This window comes from Streptomyces aquilus, from assembly GCF_003955715.1.
In the GTDB taxonomy this organism is placed as follows: domain Bacteria; phylum Actinomycetota; class Actinomycetes; order Streptomycetales; family Streptomycetaceae; genus Streptomyces; species Streptomyces aquilus.
In genome coordinates this window covers 4,260,593-4,283,701 of sequence record NZ_CP034463.1, presented here as the reverse complement: position 1 = coordinate 4,283,701, position 23,109 = coordinate 4,260,593, and the positions used below count along the sequence as shown (strand labels likewise).

The following is a 23,109-nucleotide window of genomic DNA, read 5'->3' as shown; positions in this document are numbered from 1 at the left end:
CGATGTCAACTTCCGCGCGGGATGCGGATGATTGACATGACGCGGCTGCGATTGTGGCGGTTCCTGTGGCGTGTGACTTGTTCGCTGATAAGTCGGACGTCGCTACCGCTGGGAGCATGGCAATGAGCCTGCGCTTTCCGGATCAGCATGTCGGAGAGAATCGCGACTGAGGGAGATGGAGGACGGAGTCGGACGCGCGGAAAATGTCAACACGTCGTTGCACGTGACGCCGTCGGAAGGATGATGAAAGAGGAGACGGCACACTTCGACCAGGGCACAGGAGAAATGTTTCTCCCGAGGCGTGTGGGGCCGCTGAAGCGAAACCGTACTCGGCTGATTCGGCAATGCGCAAGAGGGTTCGAAGGGCTGTTGCGTAGCGGCGGAAAAAGGGATTGTTTGCGAGGAATTGGGCGATTCACTCAGGAAGAGATCACTCCGAGGGCTCTCGAGGCCTGTCAAAGGTTGTTTGACAAGGGACACTCTGTCAAAGAGGCGGGGTAGGGTGGTGGTGCCGTCCGACGCAAAATGGAGCAGGATCCGAGAGCAGGTGACCGTGGAAGCAGGCGAGGACTTCGGTCCATGGCTGGCACGGCAGTTGAAGCTTGCCGACATGACGCAGACAGAGCTGGCTCTGACCGTGGAGGTGACGCGTGCGGCTGTCTCGGCATGGATCACCGGACGGGCGACACCGCGCCCCGAGACGATCGAGCGCATCGCGCGGGCCTTGAACACCGATCTGGCCACGGTGCACACCCGAACGACTGACACCCAGGCCGGCCTTCCGGTCACCTGGTACCACCGCCCCGGACACCGGGACGGCGGGCGGGAGTTGGGCAACGCCGCCGCGTTCGCCTTTGACGCCGACGTGTCGGTGCTGGCCCGAGAGACCTGTCAGAACAGTCTCGACGAGCGGTTGTCCGACAACGGACAACCCGTGCGGGTGCGTTACACCTTGCACGAGCTGACCGGGGAGACGCTTGCCAGATTCCGCGAGGCTATCCGGTGGGACGATCTCTACCCGCACTATGAGGTGGTCCGTACGCAGGAGCAGAAGGTCGGTCGCGTCATCGACGCGGGGCTGCGCGACATGTACGCGCACGACCGCCTCGTGCTGCTGAGGGTGGACGACTACAACGCGGCGGGCCTGACCGGCGACGACTACGACGACGGTCGTTTTGCGGCCGTCGTAAGGCGGCAGCTCGACAGTCACAAGTCAGGGCACTCTGCAGGCGGTTCGTACGGGCTGGGCAAGGCCACGCTGTGGGCAACCAGCAGGCTCGGCCTGGTGCTGATCAACTCCACACTGTCCGAACCTCACGAGGGTCGGACCGAGCGCCGGGTCATCGGGCGCCTCGACCTGCCGTGGCGCCGGGTGGGCGATGAGGTGTGTGCCGGGCCAGCGTGGCTGGGCAGGCCCGACCCCGACCTGCCGGGAGGCAACGTTGTGCGTTCCTGGTGGGCGGACGAAGACACGGTTGAGTCCCTTCACCTGACGCGGGAGAGCGGTGTGCCAGGGACGTCGTTTCTTATCGTGGGAGCCCACGACGTGGCGAGCCTCGCGGAAGACGAGGGCGAGGACGACGACAGCATCCAGCGGATGCATCACCGGCTGAAGCGCGCCTTGGGCGAGAACTTCTGGGCCGCGATGACAGGTGGTGGCGACCGGCTGCCGCTCCTGGAAGCGTCCGTGCGAACTCTGCGAAATGGCGGCGTGGTCATTGCTGAGGAACGCGTGGACCCCACGAGCACCCAGCCTTCTCGTACCCGCGCCCTGAAGGCCTTCCTCGAAGGTACGACCGTGGAGCAACTAACGGAGGCCGGGCAGGTTGCCGCGACCACTGTCCCTCTCAACCTGCCCGTCAAGGGAGGAGGGCGGGCCACTCTGGGAGAGCATCGCGCCGTGCTCCTGGTGACGGACGCCGAAGACGCCGACGGCAGGTCCAATCGAGTCGTGGCGATGCGCGGCAATCGAATGACGGTACGGGACACCGCTGTTCCTGGTCTGCCCTTTGCCGTCAACCCCTTCCAAGCCGTCCTGCTGACTGGCGAAGCGGCAGGACCGCAGGCCTCGTTCGCTGCCGAGGCCGAGGAATTCCTGCGGGCAGCGGAGCCTCCCGAGCACAACAAGTGGGGACAGACCGAAGAACTGACTCTCACGTACTCACCTTCGGCGTACCGGCGGATCAACGCCCTTACGTGGGAGACCAACACGGCGATCAAGGCACTCGTGACCCGTCCCAAGAAGGGACCCAAGCAAGGGGGAGGACGCCTGGCGCAGACATTGACCGTCGGTGCGGCGAAGAAGCGGAGGCGGCTCCCTGCGGCAACCATGCCAGTGCTGGAGGAGTTGGACGCCCGAGTGCTCGACGGCGGTGCCTGGCAGGTGATCGGAGAGATCAGGATTCCAGCCGGCGGTGCTGACTGGCGCCTCGTCCCGGTAGCCAAGTTCGACGTACGCTCCGGTCCGCGTCCCGCCATCGCGTGGGCCGAGCTGGCGGGAATGGACAACTGCCAGGTGGTGGACGGCACTCTGCGGTTCTCCGACGGCGCCACCTCAGCGACGTTCCGTGGGGTGACCGATCCCACGACACACGCCGTCAGGACGAGCTTGAGCGGCCTCGTAGTCGAACTGCGCACCGGCGAAGGGGAGTAGCTGCCATGAAGGTGTTCCCGTACCCCCGGTTGCGAGGCGGAGTTTCGCTGCGGGTGGACGCGGCGCGCGTCAAGGCGCCCGAGCAGCCTCGCGAGCAGCTCGACTCTCGTGCCCGCTCCGTCGTCGAGCGTGTGGTCGCACTGGGTATGGCGGAGACAGAAGACTGGGAGACCGCCACGCTGGTCGTCTCGGCCACGGTCCCCTCCAAAGCGACCGAGCCGGGCGGACCATGGTCCGAGGTCGTGGTGGTCGCGGTACTGACGGACCGGACCACCAACACCCGCGTCACGTCCAGGCTCGCCCCCGAGGCGGAGGGCGGCCGAGAATGGCGCGGTGAACTGCGCATGCTGCGCTCCGACATATACGACCGCGCCGTTTTGACGGTTCAGGTGATCGCGACGGTCGAAGGGGTGCCCGGGCGAATCATCGGGGAAGTGGCGGAAGACTGGATTGTCGACGTGAGGAGCGACACCCCGACTCGGGAGCAGAGCTTCGACATCAGGGAGGTCGGGTTCGCGAAGGGCCCGCGCTGGTTGCAGAACTTCACCGACGCTCCGTGGATCGTGAACGCGTCGGGGTCGCTGCCCACTGTCCACATCAACACCGATTTCGAGGGCATGACGGAGGTGCTGGGGGCCGGGGGGCGGGGGCCCGAGGGCCTCGTGAACGACATGCTGGTGTCCCAGATGGCCGCCGACGTGTGGATCGCTGTGTTCCACTCGGCCATAGGCGACCTGGAAATCGAGGACGACGGCACTCCATTGTTCCCCTACGGGTGGCAGGGCGAGGTACTCAGGGAGATGCTCCCCGACGTCGTGCCGGATCGGACTCTTGAGGACGCTCTGCGTGAAGTGCACCGCCGGCGGGTGGGCGCCACGGGATGGACCGAACTCCAGCCGCGAATTCAGTACGCGGCGATGCGCAGGGCCGAAGTGCCCCGAGCGCTCTCGGAGACCGTGCGCGGCTTGGACAAGCTCAATCGTGAGGACGCGGCATGACGGAGAAGCCCGATCACCTGCCCGAGTACCTGGCTCGGCTCACCGACGAAGAGGCGGCGCGATTCATCACGGACGGGCTGCTCTCCGGCAAGGACAATGTCCCTGGCATTGCACTCAATCAGTCGACCGAGCCGCTGCCCGAGAGTCCCCGATGGCGACTGCGCGCGATTCGGGACCTGATCGACGACGCGATGTACATGCACCGGGACGACAAGCCGACTCAGGCTGACGCGTGGCTCGCGCCGCGCCTTCACGCGATCCTGCGCCTGACGCGTACGGAGGCGGCGGATCCGGCGCTGTGGAACTACCTGGCCCTCGGCGTTGCTCCCGACTTCGTGGTCTGGCGGCACTTCTCCGAGAAGCGGAAGACCGTCAACGCCCGGTACTTCAAGGGCCCTCACTACAAGCAGGCCTTTGCGCGGCTATGGTGGTCCGCCGAGTTGTTTCGAGACGGACCCGACTACGCACCCGTGGTCACTGCATGCGGGAACCAGGACATGCTGAATACGGTGCTGCGGTTGGACGTCATCGACCACAGACCTACGGCACAGGCGTTGGTCCGGTTGCTGCAACGCGATGTTGTGCGGACGGGGCGGGCGACAAACGCTTTGGCCAAGGCTGTCAACGCGGCGGCTGCGACCCTTATGTACGACGTGATCGCGCCGGATACGCAGCGGGATGCCGGGGCCGTGCGCATTTGGATCGAGGAGGGAGATGAAGGCGGCTCCGTGCACCATCGTGCACTTCCCACGGGTCCGGCCGATGGGCGCGTCCCTGAGGAATCGGTGGCGAGCCTGACCGACTACTTCGCGGAGTTGTTCGCCGATGCTCCGGTGAGAGGCAAGGACGAGATCGATGGGGAGGCAGAGCTGGACTGATCGTCCTGCTCATGAATGGGTGGGACTCCAGGTTCTGAGTGCTTCGATGGCTTGCCGTTTTTTGTTGTCGTCCAACCTTAGCGCGGTGCACAGGACGTGGATGGCCAGAAGCGGCGGGATGGCATTGCCGATCTGCTGTGCGATGTCCGTGCCCCGCCAAGGGTAATCGGCTGGGAAGGTCTGCAGGAGGCCAGCCTCCTGCAGTGTGAAACGCTCCTGCTCCGGGCCGAGTTCAGGGTCGCCGTTCTTGTCGATTCCCTTGAGATCAAACACCTTGTTTCGGCGAACCTTGCCTGTGACGGTGGCGGCCGGCTGATCGGACGTGCGGAGACCTCGTTTCTTGGGGTCGCCGCCTGAGCCGTAGTTGGAGCGGACCACGAAATTGGTTGGCCTGGTGTCCTTTAGAACGTCACCCATCGAGACCCACGGCTCTTGCCCACGTGCGCGCGGCTGCGGGTCAAAGAGCGCGTTTTGCTCGGCCGCGCGGTTTTCTGGCTCCAGCGCGGGGAGTCGCTCCACCCCCTTGCGATAGCGCTGATGCGTCAGTTTGGGGAACTCGAGCGCCTTGCCCTTCTTCCCCGTGTATCGGGCGATCAGTACAGCGCGGCGACGCGTCTGTGGCACCCCGTAGTCCTCGGTGTGCAGGATGTGGCAATCTGCGTCGTAGCCCAACTCGCGAAGGATTTCCCGGTACTTCCTCCAGACGGGCAGGACAGTTGGGACCTGCTCAAGGATCACTACGTCGTAGGGGTCCGCCTTGAGCTTCTTCTCGACGATCCACCGCAGGGGCTGGAGCACGAGCCCGGTTCGTTCGTCAGTCCACGACTCGTCGTGGGCCTTCTGTTCGACGGTCCTCCAGGCTTTCTTCAGATGCCCGACGGTCTCGCTCCCTCCCACACGCTCGGCCAGGTCCTGCACCACTTCGAGGGCCTTGTGCCCCTCGCGGTTGCCTGCCACCGAGTAGGTCTGGCAAGGCGGGCCGCCCGTGAGGATTCTGGCTGAGGCGACCTCGACGTCGAGTGGGTTCACCTTTGCCACATCCGGTTCCCCCGTGGTACGCAGGTCCGCAGCACGCCGGGTCGCCCGGGTCGACTCGTCCCATTCCACGCCAATAGTGGGCAGACCAAGCATCTCGGCCGCGATGTCCAGGCCGCCCGGTCCTGCAAATAGGTCCGCGATGACTGGTTTGTCCTGGTTTGCGTCCGGGTGAGGTGCTCGGGTCATGAGGTGGAAGTGTAGCCGGCGGTGGGTGGTGTAGACCGCCTGCGTCGTCCGCTCGGTCGAAAGTCCGCGACTTCGGTTCTGACCTGGGGATTTTTCTTTCAGTAACGGAGTGCTCGGGCGATGGCCCGACCGAGCGCCTCACCCACTGGAGGTGGGGACGCATGGCCGATCTGCCGGTATCGGGCCGTCTTCCTGCCGGTGATTCTCCAGTCCTCGGGAAAGCTCTGCAGCACGGCGGTCTGGTCCACGGTGAGCCGTACCATGCCATCCCGGCCGAGTTCCGGCGCCCACTCGAAACCCGACCCCGGGATCTCGTTGCCCAGTGAGTGGGCGTTCACGCCCAGCCTCTCCCACTTCCGTTTCGTCCCGGCAAGCCCCAGATCCGCTCCACCGCGATTCTTCGACCCACCGACCAGTGTTGGAGCCACAACGGATGCCTGGGCAGCCCATTGGTCGGCGTCCTTCCATCCGCGCGAGCGCATGGACTCGACCAGGGCCTCACCGACTGACACATGGTGTGTCACGGTGGGAGATGGAGGCTGAAACGACGGGAACCAGTGCCTCTTGATCGCCACCAGCACCCCCTGCTTGCGATCCTGCGGTACTCCGAAGTCGGCGGCGTTGAGAACGAACCAGCTGAACTCGTAACCCAAGTGTTCCAGTTCCGCGCGGGCGAACTCGCGGAAGCCGCGGAACCGGTCCGAGTGGGCCAGAGTGGGCACGTTCTCCACGAGTAACGCACGAGGCCCGATTGCGTGTGCGAGGTAGACGGCTGCTTTCAGTAGACGTTCCTCGCTCCCGGACTCGGCCCGAGCTGCTGTGGCGTTCGACTTCACCCGCGGCAGCCCTGCGGACAGCAGGTCCACGTCGCGGCTCTCCGGGTGCTCGCTCGGATCGAAATCCAGAAGATCCGCCTGGAGCACGTTCCAGTGCGGCCGATTGGCGCGTAGGGTCCGGCAGGCGTCGTCGTCCTCGTCGAGCAACAGTCTCGGCTCAAAGCCGGCCCGCTCCAGCCCCAGGGCAAGCCCGCCTGCCCCCGAGCACACATCGACGAATGTCAGCCCGCTCAACGATTCCTCCCCAGTCTCTGTCGGGTCCTTCGCCGCTCGACTGCTGCCGTCACAACCTGAGCGACGACTTCTGGTGGCTCATGTTCCCAGAACCGCAGCACTTCCCAGCCTGCTGTCGTGAGGTGCTCAGTGGTCTCCGTGTCGCGCGCCATGTTGCGGTCCAGCTTCTTGCGCCACCACTCTGCGTTCGACTTGGGCTGCGTGGCGTGCTCAGGGCATCCGTGCCAGAAGCAGCCGTCGATCAGCACAGCAACTTTGACCGACGGGAACGCCACGTCGATTCGGCGCCGAGCCATTCCCGGCACGGGGTACTCCACGCGATAGCGCTGCCCGGCCGCGTGCAACAGGCGACGGACAGCCAACTCGGCAGCTGTGTCCTTGCTGACCTGCTTGCTCATGCGAGCCGAGACGGCGGGGGAGGAGGGGACAGCGTCTGACACATGAACAGTCTGCCGGCAGAGAAGCGCGTGCACGCACCCGCGCCTGCCTGGTGGGTCCCTGGCCTGTCGCCCAAATGCTGGAGAGCACCTCCTCTCTTTGATGCTGCTGTTGGGCCGCCCGCTTCTTTGCCAGTGTCGTGCTTCCGCGGCCCGCCTCAAGGGCGCTTCGCGTCGCCTTCGGCGATGGCCCTCCGGGCCACCCTTGACCCGGGCCGCTCCAGCACGGGGGGAGAAGCGAGCGAGCGGCCCGGAGAGACGGGTGGCCGAGGCCAGTTGGCGAGTGCTGTCGGCTGGGTAGTTGGTCGGGGTTGGGCGGGCGCGGGTGCGTCTCGCCTGCACGCCGGGTGAGTTTGGCGGCTTGTGGGTGGGTGCGTGGGCGGGTGGGGGTACGCCGGGTGGGGTTTGGCGTGCTGGTGGATTGGCGAGTTGGCGCAGAGGCTGGTGGCGGGCGGGGGCCGATAGGTGTTCGGTGGTGATTCACTCGTTCGAGTGCCAGATCTGACCTGGTGATATCACTCTGAGTGAGCGACAATGGGGGTGTCGGCCTGCTCGGGGGAGTGGGTGTTGCGGCGCGGTGTCGGGGGTGGGGGGTGAGTGCCGTGGTTGAGGTTGAGGTTGAGGCGATGACTCTTGGGGGTGTGGAGGGCGGTGGAGGTGTTCGCCGGTCGGGGTTGGAAGCCGGTCCTCTTGATGAATGGGTTGCTTCGATTCGGGAGCGGTCGCCCAGTGCGGTGACTGCTGGTGAGCTTGGTGCACTTGCGCCGGAGTCGTTGACGGCGCGGGGGCGGATCGATGCGCTTGTGGTGTTGGAGCGGCATCTGGCGTGGTTGCAGGCCAAGCAGGTGGAGGTGTTGGCGGCCATTGCCGCGCACACGGAGACTCCTGAGGCCGTCATCGTCGAGGCGGGCGGGTGTTTGGGGGACGTCTTTGCTGCTTCCTGGGACGGGGCCGTAGAAGAGGTGGCCTGTGCCCTGCGGTTGGCTAATCAGACGGCCGCGCAGCGGCTGAAGGTGGCGACTTTGTTGGCGGGGCGGCATGGGGCGACCTGTCGGCTGTTGGCCGAGGGGCGGATCTCTTATGTACAGGCCATGGCGGTCGCCGAGCAGTTGGAGGTCTTGGACGACGAGGTGGCTGGGCGGGTTGAGGCCGCCCTCGTCGACAAGATGCCTGGGCAGGCTGCCGGGCAGACTCGGGCTGCGTTGCGTCGGCAGATTCTGCGGGCCGACCCCAAGGGGGCAGAGGAGCGGCATCGGGCACGGGTCGGCGAGCGGAGGATTCAGCATTATCCGCAGGATGACGGCATGGCGTTGTTCGGGGCGGTGTTGCCTGCCCAGCAGGCCGCGTTGATGGAGCAGGCGGTGGATGTGCGGGCCAGGGGCTATGAGGCCGATGGGCGCAGCTTGGAGCAGAAGCGTGTGGATGCTCTGTTTGATCTTGTGGTCAATCAGCCTGGGGCTTCGGTCTCGGGTGAGGCCGCGGGTGGGCGGAGCGCTGCGGTGGTTCAGGTGACCGTCCCGTTCGATGTGCTTCTCGGGGCTGATGACGGGCCCGCGGAGCTCAAAGGGTATGGGTCCATCGGTGCTTCGCAGGCGCGGGAGTTGGCGTTTGCGCCGGGGACCGTCTGGCGGCGGTTGTTGATCCAGCCGGAGACCGGGTTGCTCGTCAAGACCGATCCCACCACCTATCGGCCCACCGCCGAGACCGAGCGGCATGTGATTGCGCGGGATCAGTACTGCGCGTTTCCCAGTTGCCGGATGCTTGCTCGGCGGTGCGATCTGGATCATGTCGAGCCGTTCGACCACCGGAACCCCGAACGGGGTGGGCAGACGACGCCCGACAATCTGCAGCCGTTGTGCCGTCGGCATCATCGGCTCAAGACACATCACCCAGGGTGGAAGGTCACCCGGGCCCCCCGCAGTGGCGTTTCGACCTGGACCGCGCCGACCGGGCATACGTACACCAATGCTCCGCCCGTGTATCGGGAGTGAGGTGAGGGCGAGGCGGTGAGAATGCCCTCGCGTAGCAAGATTCGGATCTGAATGCAGACACCGAACTTGGAGTTCGATCAGCCGCTGAACACTTCCAGCATGTCCGCCGCCGAGATCCGTCTACCTCTCGACGAAGTGGTTGCACTCCTGCAGGACCTGAACGAGTTCGTGGTTTCCCTTGATCGAATCGGGTCTCGCGAAGCTTCGGGGACTGCCGACGAGCACCTGGTCGAGGAGTTCGTCGCCGACTGGGATGTTGCTCGGCGGCTGGCTCGGGCGCGACGTGTCATCAGCGTTGCGCTGGACGAGCAGTTGACTGAGGAGGACAACGCGGAGATCGATGCTCTCTGCGAACGCGGGCGGTTTTACGGTGAGGGTGGCGCTGGTGGTGTTGATGCCGAATCGCGTTGAGCAGGGCGCGGGCGTTCCCAGCGCGGTTGCGTCCTGCATGGACGCCGGGTGAGGCTCGGCGGCTTGTGGGACGGGGAAAATCCCTCGCTCCGGGGCCGGGGTGGGCTGACACTCGTCTCATGTCTGACATGGGGGCGTTCCGGGACGCGGTCGCTGTGTGGGTGGGGGATGGTGGCGGCGACGGTGGTCTTGTGGCTGAGCTTGCTGCGTTGTTGCCCGTCCGTGTGGTCGTGCTGCTTGAGGGGCTGAGTGATGTCGCCGCCGTCAATGCCCTTGCGGAGCGGCGTGGGCGGGATCTGGAGGGGGAGGGGGTGTGCGTGTTGTCCATGGGTGGGGCCATGAACGTGGGGCGCTATGCCGGGCTGCTCGGGCCCTCCGGGCTGGGGCTTCGGCTTGCGGGTCTGTGTGATGAGCGGGAGCTGCCGTATTACTCGCGGGGCTTTGCGCGGGCCGGGGCGGCGGAGCAGGGGATCTTTGTCTGTGCGGCGGATCTTGAGGATGAGCTCATTCGTGCGCTGGGGGTGGCGCGGGTGGGGGAGCTCGTGGGGGAGGAGGGGGAGTCGCGGGCCCTGGAGATCTTTTTGCAGCAGCCTGCGCAGCAGGGGCGGGCTTCTGAGCAGCAGTTTCGGCGGTTTCTCGGTACGAAGAAGGGGCGCAAGATCCGTTATGGGCGTGTTCTCGTCGAGGCGCTCGATGACGATCGGGTGCCGGCTCCGCTCGACGGGCTGCTGGCCAGTCTGGTCAGTCTCTGAGCTGGGGTGACGGCCGCCTTGGCCGTGGTGGCCTGCGGCCGTCACCCGGGTTGGGTTCAGTTTCCAGTTGCGTCGGTTCCCGCGCGACGCCCGCTACGCCGGTCCCGCCCCGTGGCACTCGCCGTAGGCCTGTCCCGACCCGCACCAGCACACAGCCCCCCGCTGCGGCGGCCACGCCACCGCCCGGCCCCGGGCCGCCAGCGTCGTCGCGTACTGGGGGAGCAGCGTGCTGTCCGCCGGGGAGGCTCCCTCCGATGCCGCGAAGGCCTCGTAGGACGGGACCGTGCCTGTGACGATGCCCAGGTTCGGCGTGCCGGAAGCCGCCAGTTCGCGCAGGGAGGCCTCTATCGTCGCCAGGTGCTCCTCGTGGGAGGGGTACTCCTCCGACAGGGGCGCGTACGCGGCCAGCAGCTCCGTCAGTTCGTCCTTCGGCCAGTGCAGGACCGCCACCGGGAAGGGGCGGGAGAGGGCCTCGCGGTAGGTGCCCAGTTCCGCGCGCAGGCGGGAGATCTCCGCCGCCAGTTCCGCCGGGTTGTCCGAGCCGAGGGACCAGACGCGCTTGGGGTCGTGCAGCTCGTCCAACGGCACCGGGGACGTGTGGAGGGTGTCCGCCAGTACGTCCCAGTCGTCGTGCGGGGCGCCCAGCATCCTGCGCACCCGGTGGCGGCCGAACAGGAGGGGGTGCGTGGAGTACGGGGGTTCCGCTACGTCCGCCAGGAGCACGCGCGCCCCCTCCGTGAACGTCTCCTGGGCCTGCTCCAGCTCGTCGTGGGCCTCCAGGGCCTCCGCGACGATCACCCAGGGGGCCGGGTCGCGCGGGGCGGCCGCGCGGACGCCGTCGATGATCGCCCTCGCCTCCGCCTCATGGCCGTACTCCCACAGGTTCGAGGCCTTGAGGGCGCGTACCAGATGGGGGTTCTCCAGCGAAAGCGAAGCGGACGACGACAGCAGTCGGTCGTAGAGCGTGGTCGCGGCGGGGCGGTCGCCGGACAGTTCCAGGTGGGCGGCGGCCTGCAGGAGCAGGGGCTCGGCGTCCTCGGGATACAGGCCGGCGGTTCGCTCCAGGCGTGCCGCTTCGGCGGTGTGGTCGACGTTCTCGGCAGGCGTGTCGGGGCGCATGAGGGACACCGTACTGCCGAGCGGTGACAAGGGAGAGATCTCCGCAGGCCAGGGCCCGACCCGGAACCCTGGCCCACCTCACCCGGCGGCTAGATCGTCACCCCGTCGATCTGGATCGTCTGCACCGCCTTCGCCGCGAAGGGCACGGCCACCGTCTTTCCGCTCAGGAAGGTGTTGGAGTACGACGCGTACTTGTCGCCGCCCGTCGTCACCGTGTTCCAGCGCGGGACCAGGCCGCCCGAGCCGCCCGTCACCGTGGTGAAGCGGGAGAGGTCGAAGGTCAGGGTCTGGGCGGAGGTGGAGGTGTTGAGGGCGACGATGACCAGGCGCTTGGCGGTGGCGTCGTAGGCCGCCGTCGCGTAGCTGACGCCGGTGTCGAGGATCCTCATCCCCGGGCGGACGTGGCGGCTGAACTGGGCCAGCACGTAGTACTTCGTCTCGATCGCGCCGGGTTGCAGGGTGCTCGCGTCGTACTTGATCACGCCCCAGCCCGCCGACGGGTCCATGACCTGCCAGTAGACCCAGGCCGTGGGGTGCAGCCAGCGGAAGTCGTAGAGGAGGTTGAAGGCCAGGTTGTAGCCGGTGCCGTCGCTGTCGCCGGTCTCCGAGTTCCAGAGCTTCTTGCCGGCTGTCGTCACCACGTCCGTGTAGAGCAGGTCGCGGCGGCCGCCCGAGCCCTGGTAGCCGTGGACGTTGACCTGGTCGACGTAGCCCTTCGTCGTGGAGCTGAAGGAGTTCCAGGTGGTGCGGGCGAGGTCGTAGCTGGTCTCGTCGGAGGCGGAGATCTTCACGCCCGACAGGCCGCGGCTGTTCAACTCGCTTCTGAGATACGGCAGTACCGCCGCCTGGACCGTCGCGTCCATGTGGCAGCCCTCCTGCGTGCCGGTCGCCGTCCACCAGGACGACGAGGGCTCGTTGAAGGGGTCCACGGTCGCGAAGTTCACGCCCCAGTTGTTCTTGGCGCGGAGGACGACCGAGGCGAGGTGGGAGGCGTGCTGGCGGTAGTTCCAGGACTGGAGGTTGTTGCCGCCGTCCGAGGCGCCCGAGGGGTTGTGGTTCAGGCACATCCACCACATGGGGGAGTTGGCGAAGAGTTCGGTGGTCGCGCCGCGGGCCACCGCCTTCGTCAGCATCGCGCGCTGGGTGGCGTCCGCGGTCCAGTCCCAGGCGGAGGACGTGGGGTCCTCGTTGTTCCAGTCCTGCCAGTAGCCCTCGATCTGCTTGAACGCGGGGATGTTGGGGGACGCGACCATCGACGACCCGCTCACCGTGTTCCCGCTGCACGCGCCCAGGTTGTAGCGGGCGATGTTCAGGCCGAGGCCGGGGAGCGAAGTGCCGTTGTAGGTGGTCGACTTGGTGGTGAAGAAGAGGTCGGCGAAGTCGTCCCGGGCACCGAAGACATTGGCCCACCAGGCGAGCGATGTGCCCCATCCCTCCCAAGTGCCGTACGAGGTGCCGGGGTTGACGGCGATCGTGGCGTCGGCCCGTGCGGTGCCGGTCGCCAGGGCGCTGCCGAGGAGGGTGCCTCCTGCGGCTGTCAGCAGCGTTCTGCGTCGGATCATTGGCTGTCTTTCCGCCTCTCCGTGGGGCCGGGTTCCTGCCCCTGAGCAGGAGTTGGCCTGAAGACGTAGTGGCTCGCACCTCTCGCCCCCCGTGCGCCATCACGAAGCATCAGGGGTGACGTGTGGGGTTGTCGAGAGGTGCGACAGCGCTTTCTCCAACGGTTATGAGAAGGGGTAGCGGTTGTGGCGCGGCGGGCGGGTCGCCTGTGGCTCTGGTCACTTGCGGGAGTAGCGCCTATCGTGCGGGCCCGGTCCAGGTCCGGTGGGCGACCGAGCAGGCAGGTGGGTGCATGCGGGTTCCCCTGGTACGACGTTCACGCACTCCCGTCGTGCGGCACGACACCCGGCGTCGGCGTGCGCGACGGCGGCAGGCGGTGTGGGTGGGCGGTGAACTCCTCGTCACCGTGGGGGTGGTGCTGCTGCTTCTCGTCGTGCACCAGTTGTGGTGGACCAACCGGGAGGCCCGGCGCGGCGCCGAGCGGAAGGTCGAGGCGCTGGAGCGGGAGTGGGGGACGGGGGCGCCGACCCCACCGGTCGGTGACGCGCCCGAGGTCGAGGGCTCGGGGGAGCCGCAGGTTCCCTTGACACGCGGGCAGCCCACCACCCGCCCCGCACAGCCCAGTTGGTCCCAGGCCTACGCCATCCTCACCATTCCCCGCCTCCACCTCCGCGTCCCCGTCGCCGAGGGCGTCGGCAAGCAGGAGGTGCTCAACAAGGGGTACGTCGGCCACTACCCCGGGACCCAGCAGCCGGGCCAGGCCGGGAACTTCGCGCTCGCGGGGCACCGGAACACGCACGGGGAGCCGTTCCGCTACATCAACCGGCTGGCCGCGAAGGACACGATCGAGGTGGAGACCCGGACCGCGGTCTACACGTACGCCGTCGACAAGACCCTCGACCGGACCTCGGCCCACGACGCGGGGGTCCTGAACCGCATCCCGCGCTCCATCGTCCGTACCGCGTACGGCTACTCCGAACCCGGCTACTACCTCACCCTCACCACCTGCACTCCGGAGTACACGTCCCGGTACAGGCTGGTGGTGTGGGCCAAGCTGACGTCGATGCGCCCTCGCTGACCCGGCCCTGGGCTCGCCCTCGCTGACCCGGGCTCTGCGCCCGCTCCCGCTGAGCTGAGCCCTTGCGCCCGTTGAGCGGAGCCTCTGCGCCCGGCGCCGTTGAGCTGAGCCTCTGCGCCCGCTCCCGCTGACCTGGGCTCTGCGCCCGGCCCCGCTGAGCGGAGCCTCTGCGCCCGCTCCCGCTGAGCTGAGCCTCTGCGCCCGCTCCCGCTGACCCGGGCTCTACGCCCGCCCCGCTGAGCCGAGCCCTTGCGCCCGCCCCCGCTGACCAGCGCCCCTGCGCCCGCCCTCTACCCCCGCTCCCGCAACACCCCCAGCAGCACCGCCGCCCCCACCGCCAGCCCCGCCGACACGGCCATCGCGATGTCCGCGCCCTGTGCCAGGCCGCCGCCCGTCGACGTCGACACCGCGATCGTCAGCGCGACGCCGGCGCACGAGCCGACGTACCGGAACGTCTGCTGCGCTCCCGAACCCATCGCGGCTCGCGTCGCCGGCACCGACTCCACCGCCACCAGGGGAAGCGCGGCGTTGAGGAGGCCGCTGCCGATGCCGCCGAGGATCAGGCCGGGCAGGAGGCGGGTCCAGGAGTGCGCGGAGAGGGAGCCGAGCATGGTCAGGACGCCGCCCGCGTGCAGGGCGAAGCCGAGGGCGAGTTGGAGGCGGGGCGGGACGCGGCCGGCGAGGCGGCGGGCCTGGAGGGCGACCGTGAAGGAGAGGCCGGACCAGAGCAGGAACAGCCAGGCCGTGTTCATCGCGGACATGCCGAGGGTCTGCTGGAGCAGTGCCGGCAGGAAGCTGAAGAGGCCGATCACCGCGAGGCCGGTGAACAGGCCGCCCGCGGAGGAGGCCAGGAAGGCGGGGCGGCGCAGCAGGCCGAGGTCGATCATCGGGGTCGCCGTACGGCGTTCCACCAGGGTGAAGGCGGCCACCAGCGCGACCGACGCCAGCAGCAACAGGCCCACCGGGGCGCGTAGCCAGCCGTCCCGGCCCAGGGTCAGGGCCGCGATCAGGGCGACCAGCGCCAGCCCGAAGGTGAGGGCGCCGAGCACGTCGGGGCGGCCGGGGCGCGGGGCCTTGGACTCGGTGAGACTGCGGCTGCCCAGGGCCGCCAGGAGCAGCGCCGCCGCGCCCAGCACCCCGTACGCCACCCGCCAGTCGGGCATCGCGCCCGCGACCAGCGGGCCGACGGCTATGCCGCCGCTCACGAAGGCGCCCCACACACCGGTCGCGCGCAGCCGGCCGTGCGGGGTCGGGAAGGCGTGCACGAGCAGGCCCAGGCTGCTGGCGAGCAGGCCCGCGCTGGCCGCGCCCTGGGCGATCCGGGCCAGCGTGAACTGGAAGGTCGTGGATGCGAACGCGCCGAGGACCGTGGTGAGGCCCAGGGCGAGGGTGCCGGCGGTGAAGATCCGGCGGCGGCCGTGGTCGTCGGCGAGGCTGCCGGCCACCAGGAGGAGGGCGGCGAGACCGAGCGGGGTGCCGTTGAGGAGCCAGGCCTGGGCGGAGAGCGGGGTGTGCAGGTCGGCGGCGGTCTCGGGGAGCGTGACCATCGGCGCGGTGTACGTCATCAGCGCGACGGCGGTGGCGGCGCTGGTCAGGGCGAGGGTGCGGCCGGGGTGGGGGACGGCCACCGGGGCGGCGGAAGGGGTTGTCACGGGGGAACCGGTTACGGTTCGTTCATTGAACCTAGCCATGTCCCGTACCCTAGCAGAGTCGGTTCAGTCATTGAACCCGCATGTCGCAGACTGGCTAAGGTGGAGGACATGGCACTGGGCAAGGACTACGCGACGCAGGAGTGCTCGATCGCCCGCGCGCTGGAGATCGTCGGCGAGCGCTGGACGCTGCTCGTCGTCCGCGACGCGCTCTACGGCGTACGGCGCTACAACGACTTCCTCGTCCACCTCGGCATCCCACGCGCCGTCCTGGCCGCCCGCCTCCAGACCCTCACCGAGGAGGGAATCCTGGAGAAGCGCCGCTACCAGGAGTCGCCGCCCCGGGACGAGTACGTCATCACCGACCGCGGCATCGGACTGTGGCCCACCATCCGCTCACTGAGCCGCTGGGGCCGCGAGCACTTCGACGAGACCCGGCTGCGCTGGTTCCGGCACGCGGACTGCGGCACCGAACTCGGGTCGTACGGCGAATGTCCCGCCTGCGGAACCGTCGTACCGGTCGAGGACGTTCTGATGGAGCCGGGACCCGGACTCGATCCGGACCCGGCGGATCCGGTCAGCCGCGCGCTGCTCAAGCCGAGGAGGCTTCTTCAGCCGCTGGAGACCGGTCAGGTATAACCGAAGCGGACACGCACAGCACGCACAGGCAGGGAGGGGGCACCGGTGAACCGCAGTCCGCGGCCCGCACCCGCCGTCGCCCTGCTCCTCCTGCTTCTCCAGCTCGCCGTCCTCGACGCGGGCAGCCTCTCCGCCACGGTCGCGCTCGCCGCGACCGCCGCGGCCGGCTCCGCCCTCGCGCTCTGCGCCCTCGCCGCCGCGCGCTGCGCGCCCGCCGTGCCGCCCACCCGGGTGCGCACGGCCATCAGGGACCGCGCCCGCCGTACGGCCTTCCTGTCGCAACGCGACCCCGACGCCCGGGGCCGCACCAGGCCCCGAGCCCCCGGACACGCCCTCCCGGCGACCACCGCGTAGGGCGCGCACCTCATTCCGCCTGCCCTCGCGCGGGTCGTCATGCCGTTCCCGGCCATCCCCGGAACGTTCCGGCACCGACGAGACCCCCGGAGGGCTCACCCATGTCCGTCTTCGCCACCCTGGTCGAGCAGCTCGCCGACCTCCTCCACCCGCTGCTCGGCGCCTCCGCCGCGGCCGGCGCGATCGTCCTGTTCACCGCAGTCGTACGACTCCTCGTCCACCCCCTGTCCCGGGCGGCGGCCCGCGGCCAGAAGGCCCGCACCCAGCTCCAGCCGAAGATCGCCGAGCTGCGGAAGAAGCACGCCAAGAACCCCGAGAAACTCCAGAAGGCGGTGCTGGAACTGCACGCCGAGGAAAAGGTGTCCCCGCTGTCCGGCTGCCTGCCGAGCCTGCTCCAGCTGCCCGCCTTCTTCCTCCTCTACCACCTGTTCTCCACCACCACGAACCCGCTGCTGACCCATGAACTCTTCGCCGCGCCCCTCGGCGGCCGCTGGGCCGACGCCCTCGGTGACGGCGGGATGCTCGGGGGAGCGGGGCTGGTGTACGCCGCCCTGTTCGCGCTCGTCGCGGTCGTCGCCGCCTTCAACTACCGGCGCGCCAAGCGCACCCTGCCGGTCCCGGTCGCCGACGGGGAGACCGTGCCCGGCATGGGGGCGATGACCAAGGTCATGCCGTTCATGTCCTTCTTCACGCTCTTCACCGTGGCGGTGGTGCCGCTGGCCGCCGCGCTCTACGTCGTGACCAGTACGACCTGGAGCGCGGTGGAGCGGGCCTTCCTGTACCGCTGACCCGACCGGTCAAGCCCGAGCGGTCCAGTCCGTGAACCGGGTATTGCGGACTGGACGCCGAGCTTGGAGGATCGACCAGTCATCCGATGGCTGCACCCGTCGGAGGGCGCTCAGCGATCGAGGGAGATTGTGATCATGAAGCTGCTGCGAGTCGGTACGGCGGGAGCGGAGACGCCCGCGCTGCTCGACGGCGAGGGTGTCCTGCGCGACCTCTCCGGAGTCGTCCCCGACCTCGACGGGGCGCTGCTCGCCGACGCCGACGCGCTGGGCCGGATCCGGGCCGCGGCCGAGGCGGGCACACTGCCCGCGCTGGACCCGACCGGGCTGCGGATCGGACCGCCGCTCGCCCGCATCGGCAAGATCGTCTGCATCGGCCTGAACTACCACGACCACGCCCGCGAGACCGGCGCCCAGCCGCCCGCCGAGCCGGTGATCTTCTTCAAGGCCGCCGACACCGTCGTGGGCCCGAACGACACGGTGCTGGTCCCGCGCGGGTCGGTGCAGACCGACTGGGAGGTCGAGCTGGCCGTCGTCATCGGACGTACGGCCCGCTATGTCGAGTCGGCGGAGGCGGCGCTCGGGCATGTCGCCGGGTACGCGGTCGCGCACGACGTGTCCGAGCGGGAGTTCCAGCTGGAGCGCGGCGGCACGTGGGACAAGGGCAAGAACTGCGAGACGTTCAATCCGCTGGGGCCCTGGCTGGTGACGGCGGACGAGGTGCCCGACCCGCAGAACCTGTCGCTGAAGCTGTGGGTCAACGGGGAGCTGAAGCAGGACGGCACGACCGCCGAGCAGATCTTCCCGGTGGCGGAAGTGGTGCGGTACGTCAGCCAGTTCATGACCTTGTACCCCGGGGACGTCATCAACACGGGTACGCCCGCGGGGGTTGCGCTGGGCGCGGCTGATCCGAAGCCGTTCTTGAGGGCGGGGGACGTGGTGGAGCTGGAGATTGAGGGGCTTGGGCGGCAGCGACAGGAGTTGAAGGACGCCTAAGGGGGGTGGGGCGCGGGTACGGCGGCGGCTGCGGGTGGTTCGTGGTTGCTCGCGCAGTTCCCCGCGCCCCTGGGGCAGCTACTGCTCCTTGCTCAGGAACTCCTCCAGCGCCTCCACCACGAACTTGTGGTCCTGGAGCTGCGGCAGCCCGCTCACCGTCACCGCGCCCACGACCCCTACGCCCGCCACCGTGATCGGGAACGAACCCCCGTGGGCCGCGTACTCGTCCGGGTCCAGGCGGGAGCTCTCCTCGAACGTCGTGCCCTTGGCGCGGAAGCGGGCGCCGACCAGGTAGGACGCGGAGTTGTAGCGCTCGACCACCCGGCGCTTGCGGTTGATCCAGGCGTCGTTGTCCGGGGCGGAGCCCGGCAGGGCGGCGTGGAAGAGCTGCTGGCCGGCGCGGTGGATGTCGATCGCGACCGGGGCCTGGCGCTCGCGGGCCAGGTCCACCAGCAGGGAGCCCAGCGCCCACGCGTCGTCGTTGGTGAACCGGCGGAAGACCAGACGGCGTTCCTGGGCCTCCAACTCCTCGATCGGCGGGGTCAGTTCCGGATGGAACTTCGGGGTCAGCTCGGTGTTGTGCGTCACAGCTTCACCACCACTCCGTCGTGGGCCGAACGGCGGGCCGCCTCCAGTACGTCGAGGGCGGCGGCCGCCTCAGATGCGGTCACCGGGTTGGGACCGCCGTCGAGCAGGGCTTTCGCCACGGCCGCATAGTAAGCGGGGTAGTCCCCGGCGAGGGTCGGTTCGGCGCGTCCGCCGCCGGTCACCGGGGATTCCCCGGAGCCGACGCGACCCCACAGCGACTCGGGCTCAAGGCCCCAGTCCTGCCCCGTCCCCGGCCGCCTGCCGTCCCGCAGGGCCGCCTCCTGGGGGTCGAGGCCGTACTTCACGTACCCCGCCTCGGAGCCCAGCACCCGGAAACGCGGGCCGAGTTGGGCGGTGGTCGCGGAGACGTAGAGGTGGGAGCGGACGCCGTTCGCGTGGGTGAGGGCGAGGAACGTGTCGTCGTCGACGGAGGCGCCGGCCCGCCGGATGTCCGCCTCGGCGTACACGGAGGTCACGGGGCCGAAGAGGACGAGCGCCTGGTCGACGACATGGCTGCCGAGGTCGTACAGCAGACCTCCGATCTCTGCCGGGTCGCCGGACTCCCGCCAGCCGCCCTTCGGCTGCGGCCGCCACCGCTCGAAGCGCGACTCGAAGCGCCATACGTCGCCCAGGGCGCCCTCGGCGAGCAGCTTGCGGAGTGTCAGGAAGTCGTTGTCCCAACGGCGGTTCTGGAAGACGGAGAGGAGCAGGCCCCGCTCCTCGGCCAGGGCCGCCAGCTCGCGCGCCTCGGCCGCCGTGCCGGCGACGGGCTTGTCGACGACGACCGGGAGGCCCGCCTTCAGGGCGGTGGTGGCGAGCGCGACGTGCGTCTTGTTGGGGGAGGCGATGACGACCAGGTCGAGCTCGTCGGCCCGGTCGAACAGCTCGTCGGGGGTCGCGGCGACGCATACGTCCGGGAACTCGGCGCGGGCCTGCTCCTGGCGCTCGGGGTTCGAGGTGACCACCGTGTCGAGGGTGAGGCCCTCGGTGGCCGCGATCAGCGGGGCGTGGAAGACGGAGCCGGCGAGGCCGTATCCGATGAGGCCCACGCGGAGGGGGGCCTCGGGGATGCCAGGAGTCGTACCAGTCATGACCCCCACTTTCGCAACGCTGTTGCCAAAGTGCAAGCACAGGCGACAATGGGGGGCGTGAACAGGACGAACGCCGGCGCCAACCTCCCGGCTCTGCGCAGCCACAACACCGCACTGGTGCTGGACCTGCTGCGCACCGCCGGTGGCGACGGCATCAGCCGGCTGGAGCTCGCCGAGCGCACCGGGCTGACCCCGCAGGCCGTCAGCAAGATCACCGGGCGGCTGCGGGAGGAGGGGCTCGCGGCGGCGGCGGGGCGCCGCGCGTCCACCGGGGGCAAGCCGCGCACGGTACTGCGGCTGGTGCCGGAGGCCGGGCATGCGATCGGCGTCCATCTGGACCGGGACGAGCTGCGGGCGGTGCTGGTCGATCTGGACGGGACCGTGGTGGGGGAGCGGTGCCTGCCGATGGACCTGGGGGCCGGTGCGGAGGCGGTCGTGGCGGGGGTGGCCCGGGCGGCGGAGGGACTGGCCGGGGCTGTGGCGTCGGTGCTCGGGGTGGGCGTGGCGCTGCCGGGGCCGCTCGATCATGTGCGAGGGGTGCTGCACCGGGTCACGGGGTTTCCCGAGTGGGACGGGTTCCCGCTGCGGGACGCGCTCGCGGCGCGGCTCGGGCTGCCGGTCGTCGTGGACAAGGACACCAACGCCGCCGCGCTGGGCCTTGCGGTCGCGGACGAGGGCGCCTCCTTCGCCTACCTGCATCTCGGGACCGGGCTCGGCGCCGGACTGGTGATCGGCGGGGTCGTGCACCGGGGGGCCAGGACCGGCGCGGGCGAGTTCGGCCATCAGGTGGTCCAGCTGGACGGGCCGGTGTGCGGGTGCGGCAACCGGGGCTGCATCGAGGCGCTGTGTCTGGGCGCGGTGCGGCGCGGGGACGTGGCGGAGGCGGCGCGGGTGCTGGGGGTCGGGGCCGCGAACCTCGTCGGCCTGCTGGACATCGACCTGGTCCTGCTCGGCGGACGTACGGTCGCCTCGGCGCCGGAGGAGTTCGTCGGCGGGGTACGGGCGGTACTGCGGGAGCGGGCCCGGGGCGAGGCGGCGGTGCCGGTACGGATCGCTCCCGGCGGGGTGCGCGGGGTGGCCGAGGGGGCTGCCCAGTCGCTGCTGGCGCCGCTGTTCGGGAGGGCGGACGGGTGAGTGCTGCCGTGTCCCGCGCCCGCCGATCGGGCGGGATTCCCCCTTCGTCCGGAGCGGCTTCCCTCGTAACCCACCCCCACCCGCCATGGTCATGTGTTTATGCGACTGTTCCCGTCCCTCGCCCTCCCCCTCGCCGCGACAGCCGCCCTTCTCCTCGCGCCCCCCACCCCGGCTCACGCCGCCCCCGTCTGCGACAGCCCCGACAACTCCCGCGCCTTCCCGCTCACCACCCGCATCCACGGCGGACCCGCCACCTACGCACCCGGCGGCGGCTACGGCACCTGGAGGCTGGACCTCACCAACACCACCACCCGCACCTGCACGGCCGTTCACCCGGTCGTCGTCCTCGTCGACAAGGAACGCGCCCTCAAGGCCTCCCAGCCCCGCCTGGAGTTCTACGAGGGCGGTCGCCCCCGCCCCGTCCGCTTCGAGACCACCGACGAGGACGAACTCGTGGGCGCGTTCGGCGGTGCCGGGCTCACCGTGGGCCCCGGCAGGACCGTCACCGTCAAGGTCCGCCTCGCCCTCACCTCGGACGCCGTACCGAACCAGGTGACCGTCAACGCGGCCGTCGTACAGCGCCACGACGACGACGGCGACTGGGTCGGCCAGTCCAACGACTACCGGTTCGCCGTCGCCGACGACACCGGCACCGACACCGGCATCGAAGCCGGTACCGACCCGGAGAGCCGCCCGGCGACAGGCGACGACCGCCTCCCGTCCGTCGAGGAACTCGCCCGCACCGGGCTCGGTCCGGCGGGCCCCGCCGTCGCCGCGACCGTCGCCCTCCTCCTCACGGGCGCCGCGCTGCTCGTGTCCCGCAGACGCCGCTGATCGCCCACCCCCGAGCCACCGCCCGCCCCCCAACCCCCGTCTGCGACGATCCTCCCGTGGACTACCCGAACGACCAGGCCCCCGGCGCCCCCGTCCGTGCGGGCATTCCCGAGCACGGCCGTATTCCGAAGTACTACGCGGTGAAGGCGCGCATCGACCGGCTCGTGGGCGAACTGGGGGAGGGCGCCGTCATCCCCACCGAGCGTGATCTGTCCGAGCGTTTCGACGTCGCCCGCGAGACCGTGCGGCAGGCGCTGCGTGAGCTGCTGCTGGAGGGCAAGCTGCGCCGCCGGGGCCGGGGGACCGTCGTCGCCGGGCCCAAGCTGGAGCAGCCGCTGTCCCTGGCCAGCTACACGGAAGGGGTACGGCGACAGGGGCGCGTCCCCGGTCGCACCCTCGTCACCCTCGACCGCTTCCCCTGCCCCGAGGCGCTCGCCGCCGAGACCGGGCTGACCCGGGGAGAACCCGTCTGGCATCTGGAGCGCGTCCTGCTCGCCGACGAGGAGCGGGTCGGTCTGGAGAGCACGTACGTGGCCGTGGCCCGGGTGCCCGACCTCGACAGCGACTTCGCACCCGACTCCTCCTTCTACGCCTACCTGGGCCGGCGCGGCATCGACTTCGGCGACGCCGACGAGCGCATCGAGACGGTGCTCGCCACCCCGCGTGAGGCGCTGCTCATCGGTACCCCGCCCGCCCTGCCGATGCTGCTGATCCACCGGGTCTCCCGGGACACGGCCGGGCGGCCGCTGGAGCGCGTACGGACGCTGTACCGCGGCGACCGCTTCTCCTTCACCACCCATCTCGGCGGCTGAAACTCGCCGCCCCCGCCGACCAGGATCATCACGAATAGATAACGGGTCTAGCCCAA

General features: G+C 69.4%; 22 protein-coding genes. 14 read left to right on the top strand and 8 right to left on the bottom strand.

Annotation, left to right across the window (positions count from 1 at the left end):
• Nucleotides 1–553 precede the first annotated feature (553 nt).
• From EJC51_RS19660 to EJC51_RS19650, 3 genes are read left to right on the top strand one after another with little or no spacing between them, the layout of a single operon-like run.
• Nucleotides 554–2,653, top strand: a complete 2,100-nt coding sequence (locus EJC51_RS19660; protein WP_126277045.1) for a helix-turn-helix transcriptional regulator — start codon at nucleotides 554–556, stop codon at nucleotides 2,651–2,653.
• A 5-nt stretch (nucleotides 2,654–2,658) separates the two neighbouring features.
• Nucleotides 2,659–3,651 (top strand): hypothetical protein, encoded by a 993-nt coding sequence (locus tag EJC51_RS19655; RefSeq protein ID WP_126272291.1) that lies wholly within the window; start codon nucleotides 2,659–2,661, stop codon nucleotides 3,649–3,651.
• Nucleotides 3,648–4,529 carry a DUF6339 family protein gene (locus EJC51_RS19650; protein WP_126272290.1) on the top strand — a complete coding sequence of 294 codons (882 nt, stop codon included), beginning with the start codon at nucleotides 3,648–3,650 and terminating at the stop codon, nucleotides 4,527–4,529. Before EJC51_RS19655 ends, EJC51_RS19650 begins: the two co-directional genes overlap by 4 nt.
• 9 nt (nucleotides 4,530–4,538) lie before the next feature.
• On the opposite strand, the gene EJC51_RS19645 is transcribed toward EJC51_RS19650, so the two are convergent.
• The 3 genes from EJC51_RS19645 to EJC51_RS19635 all read right to left on the bottom strand — a co-directional run bounded on the left by EJC51_RS19645 (nucleotide 4,539) and on the right by EJC51_RS19635 (nucleotide 7,221).
• Nucleotides 4,539–5,753 (bottom strand): DNA cytosine methyltransferase, encoded by a 1,215-nt coding sequence (locus tag EJC51_RS19645; protein WP_126272289.1) that lies wholly within the window; start codon nucleotides 5,751–5,753, stop codon nucleotides 4,539–4,541.
• Nucleotides 5,754–5,851: 98 nt separating this feature from the next.
• Nucleotides 5,852–6,823 carry a DNA cytosine methyltransferase gene (locus EJC51_RS19640; protein WP_126272288.1) on the bottom strand — a complete coding sequence of 324 codons (972 nt, stop codon included), beginning with the start codon at nucleotides 6,821–6,823 and terminating at the stop codon, nucleotides 5,852–5,854.
• Nucleotides 6,820–7,221, bottom strand: coding sequence for a very short patch repair endonuclease (locus tag EJC51_RS19635; protein ID WP_126272287.1), 402 nt, complete (start codon nucleotides 7,219–7,221; stop codon nucleotides 6,820–6,822). Before EJC51_RS19635 ends, EJC51_RS19640 begins: the two co-directional genes overlap by 4 nt.
• 641 nt (nucleotides 7,222–7,862) lie before the next feature.
• Here EJC51_RS19635 and EJC51_RS19630 point away from each other — a divergent pair.
• The 3 genes from EJC51_RS19630 to EJC51_RS19620 all read left to right on the top strand — a co-directional run bounded on the left by EJC51_RS19630 (nucleotide 7,863) and on the right by EJC51_RS19620 (nucleotide 10,414).
• A complete protein-coding gene (locus EJC51_RS19630) occupies nucleotides 7,863–9,251 on the top strand; it encodes an HNH endonuclease signature motif containing protein (protein WP_244362743.1) in 1,389 nt (462 codons plus the stop codon).
• Nucleotides 9,252–9,350: 99 nt separating this feature from the next.
• Nucleotides 9,351–9,662 (top strand): hypothetical protein, encoded by a 312-nt coding sequence (locus tag EJC51_RS19625; protein WP_208870726.1) that lies wholly within the window; start codon nucleotides 9,351–9,353, stop codon nucleotides 9,660–9,662.
• Between the two features lie 119 nt (nucleotides 9,663–9,781).
• Nucleotides 9,782–10,414, top strand: coding sequence for a TOPRIM nucleotidyl transferase/hydrolase domain-containing protein (locus EJC51_RS19620; protein ID WP_126272286.1), 633 nt, complete (start codon nucleotides 9,782–9,784; stop codon nucleotides 10,412–10,414).
• Between the two features lie 93 nt (nucleotides 10,415–10,507).
• Here EJC51_RS19620 and EJC51_RS19615 read toward each other — a convergent pair whose 3' ends face one another.
• Together EJC51_RS19615 and EJC51_RS19610 are read right to left on the bottom strand one after the other, a co-directional pair.
• Nucleotides 10,508–11,533 (bottom strand): SEC-C domain-containing protein, encoded by a 1,026-nt coding sequence (locus EJC51_RS19615; RefSeq protein ID WP_126272285.1) that lies wholly within the window; start codon nucleotides 11,531–11,533, stop codon nucleotides 10,508–10,510.
• Nucleotides 11,534–11,622: 89 nt separating this feature from the next.
• Nucleotides 11,623–13,095: a glycoside hydrolase gene (locus tag EJC51_RS19610; protein ID WP_126272284.1), complete on the bottom strand. Its 1,473-nt coding sequence runs from the start codon at nucleotides 13,093–13,095 to the stop codon at nucleotides 11,623–11,625.
• 290 nt (nucleotides 13,096–13,385) lie between these two features.
• Between EJC51_RS19610 and EJC51_RS19605 the strand changes: the two genes are divergently transcribed.
• On the top strand, nucleotides 13,386–14,171 hold the full coding sequence (locus tag EJC51_RS19605) for a class E sortase (protein WP_126272283.1): 786 nt from the start codon (nucleotides 13,386–13,388) through the stop codon (nucleotides 14,169–14,171).
• A gap of 290 nt (nucleotides 14,172–14,461) precedes the next feature.
• Here the strand turns inward: EJC51_RS19605 and EJC51_RS19600 are convergent, their stop codons facing one another.
• The gene (locus EJC51_RS19600; protein WP_126272282.1) at nucleotides 14,462–15,862 is read right to left on the bottom strand and encodes an MFS transporter; all 1,401 of its coding nucleotides are present in this window, start codon (nucleotides 15,860–15,862) and stop codon (nucleotides 14,462–14,464) included.
• A 69-nt stretch (nucleotides 15,863–15,931) separates the two neighbouring features.
• Between EJC51_RS19600 and EJC51_RS19595 the strand changes: the two genes are divergently transcribed.
• The 4 genes from EJC51_RS19595 to EJC51_RS19580 all read left to right on the top strand — a co-directional run bounded on the left by EJC51_RS19595 (nucleotide 15,932) and on the right by EJC51_RS19580 (nucleotide 18,594).
• Nucleotides 15,932–16,459 carry a winged helix-turn-helix transcriptional regulator gene (locus EJC51_RS19595; protein ID WP_207924749.1) on the top strand — a complete coding sequence of 176 codons (528 nt, stop codon included), beginning with the start codon at nucleotides 15,932–15,934 and terminating at the stop codon, nucleotides 16,457–16,459.
• 45 nt (nucleotides 16,460–16,504) lie between these two features.
• Nucleotides 16,505–16,813, top strand: coding sequence for a DUF6412 domain-containing protein (locus EJC51_RS19590; RefSeq protein ID WP_126272280.1), 309 nt, complete (start codon nucleotides 16,505–16,507; stop codon nucleotides 16,811–16,813).
• Between the two features lie 101 nt (nucleotides 16,814–16,914).
• Entirely contained in the window at nucleotides 16,915–17,601 is a 687-nt protein-coding gene (locus EJC51_RS19585; RefSeq protein ID WP_126272279.1) for a YidC/Oxa1 family membrane protein insertase, read from the top strand.
• Between the two features lie 135 nt (nucleotides 17,602–17,736).
• On the top strand, nucleotides 17,737–18,594 hold the full coding sequence (locus EJC51_RS19580; protein ID WP_126272278.1) for a fumarylacetoacetate hydrolase family protein: 858 nt from the start codon (nucleotides 17,737–17,739) through the stop codon (nucleotides 18,592–18,594).
• Nucleotides 18,595–18,672: 78 nt separating this feature from the next.
• Here the strand turns inward: EJC51_RS19580 and EJC51_RS19575 are convergent, their stop codons facing one another.
• Nucleotides 18,673–19,182 carry a heme-degrading domain-containing protein gene (locus EJC51_RS19575; RefSeq protein ID WP_126272277.1) on the bottom strand — a complete coding sequence of 170 codons (510 nt, stop codon included), beginning with the start codon at nucleotides 19,180–19,182 and terminating at the stop codon, nucleotides 18,673–18,675.
• A complete protein-coding gene (locus EJC51_RS19570) occupies nucleotides 19,179–20,273 on the bottom strand; it encodes a Gfo/Idh/MocA family protein (RefSeq protein WP_126272276.1) in 1,095 nt (364 codons plus the stop codon). Before EJC51_RS19570 ends, EJC51_RS19575 begins: the two co-directional genes overlap by 4 nt.
• Nucleotides 20,274–20,321: 48 nt before the next feature.
• On the opposite strand from EJC51_RS19570, the gene EJC51_RS19565 reads away from it, so the two are divergent.
• The 3 genes from EJC51_RS19565 to EJC51_RS19555 all read left to right on the top strand — a co-directional run bounded on the left by EJC51_RS19565 (nucleotide 20,322) and on the right by EJC51_RS19555 (nucleotide 23,053).
• Nucleotides 20,322–21,407: an ROK family transcriptional regulator gene (locus tag EJC51_RS19565; RefSeq protein ID WP_126272275.1), complete on the top strand. Its 1,086-nt coding sequence runs from the start codon at nucleotides 20,322–20,324 to the stop codon at nucleotides 21,405–21,407.
• Nucleotides 21,408–21,506: 99 nt separating this feature from the next.
• Nucleotides 21,507–22,241, top strand: a complete 735-nt coding sequence (locus EJC51_RS19560) for a hypothetical protein (protein WP_126272274.1) — start codon at nucleotides 21,507–21,509, stop codon at nucleotides 22,239–22,241.
• A 56-nt stretch (nucleotides 22,242–22,297) separates the two neighbouring features.
• Nucleotides 22,298–23,053, top strand: coding sequence for a GntR family transcriptional regulator (locus tag EJC51_RS19555; RefSeq protein ID WP_126272273.1), 756 nt, complete (start codon nucleotides 22,298–22,300; stop codon nucleotides 23,051–23,053).
• Nucleotides 23,054–23,109 lie beyond the last annotated feature (56 nt).

Bases quoted from the DNA above. Each gene is read 5' to 3' on its own strand.
- EJC51_RS19580 (WP_126272278.1), top strand. From the start codon at position 17,737: ATGAAGCTGCTGCGAGTCGGTACGGCGGGAGCGGAGACGCCCGCGCTG.
- EJC51_RS19620 (WP_126272286.1), top strand. From the start codon at position 9,782: ATGTCTGACATGGGGGCGTTCCGGGACGCGGTCGCTGTGTGGGTGGGG.
- EJC51_RS19600 (WP_126272282.1), bottom strand. From the start codon at position 15,862: ATGGCTAGGTTCAATGAACGAACCGTAACCGGTTCCCCCGTGACAACC.
- EJC51_RS19655 (WP_126272291.1), top strand. From the start codon at position 2,659: ATGAAGGTGTTCCCGTACCCCCGGTTGCGAGGCGGAGTTTCGCTGCGG.
- EJC51_RS19605 (WP_126272283.1), top strand. From the start codon at position 13,386: ATGCGGGTTCCCCTGGTACGACGTTCACGCACTCCCGTCGTGCGGCAC.
- EJC51_RS19565 (WP_126272275.1), top strand. From the start codon at position 20,322: ATGGGGGGCGTGAACAGGACGAACGCCGGCGCCAACCTCCCGGCTCTG.
- EJC51_RS19595 (WP_207924749.1), top strand. From the start codon at position 15,932: ATGGCACTGGGCAAGGACTACGCGACGCAGGAGTGCTCGATCGCCCGC.
- EJC51_RS19625 (WP_208870726.1), top strand. From the start codon at position 9,351: ATGTCCGCCGCCGAGATCCGTCTACCTCTCGACGAAGTGGTTGCACTC.
- EJC51_RS19635 (WP_126272287.1), bottom strand. From the start codon at position 7,221: ATGAGCAAGCAGGTCAGCAAGGACACAGCTGCCGAGTTGGCTGTCCGT.
- EJC51_RS19585 (WP_126272279.1), top strand. From the start codon at position 16,915: ATGTCCGTCTTCGCCACCCTGGTCGAGCAGCTCGCCGACCTCCTCCAC.
- EJC51_RS19560 (WP_126272274.1), top strand. From the start codon at position 21,507: ATGCGACTGTTCCCGTCCCTCGCCCTCCCCCTCGCCGCGACAGCCGCC.
- EJC51_RS19615 (WP_126272285.1), bottom strand. From the start codon at position 11,533: ATGCGCCCCGACACGCCTGCCGAGAACGTCGACCACACCGCCGAAGCG.
- EJC51_RS19645 (WP_126272289.1), bottom strand. From the start codon at position 5,753: ATGACCCGAGCACCTCACCCGGACGCAAACCAGGACAAACCAGTCATC.
- EJC51_RS19570 (WP_126272276.1), bottom strand. From the start codon at position 20,273: ATGACTGGTACGACTCCTGGCATCCCCGAGGCCCCCCTCCGCGTGGGC.
- EJC51_RS19650 (WP_126272290.1), top strand. From the start codon at position 3,648: ATGACGGAGAAGCCCGATCACCTGCCCGAGTACCTGGCTCGGCTCACC.
- EJC51_RS19610 (WP_126272284.1), bottom strand. From the start codon at position 13,095: ATGATCCGACGCAGAACGCTGCTGACAGCCGCAGGAGGCACCCTCCTC.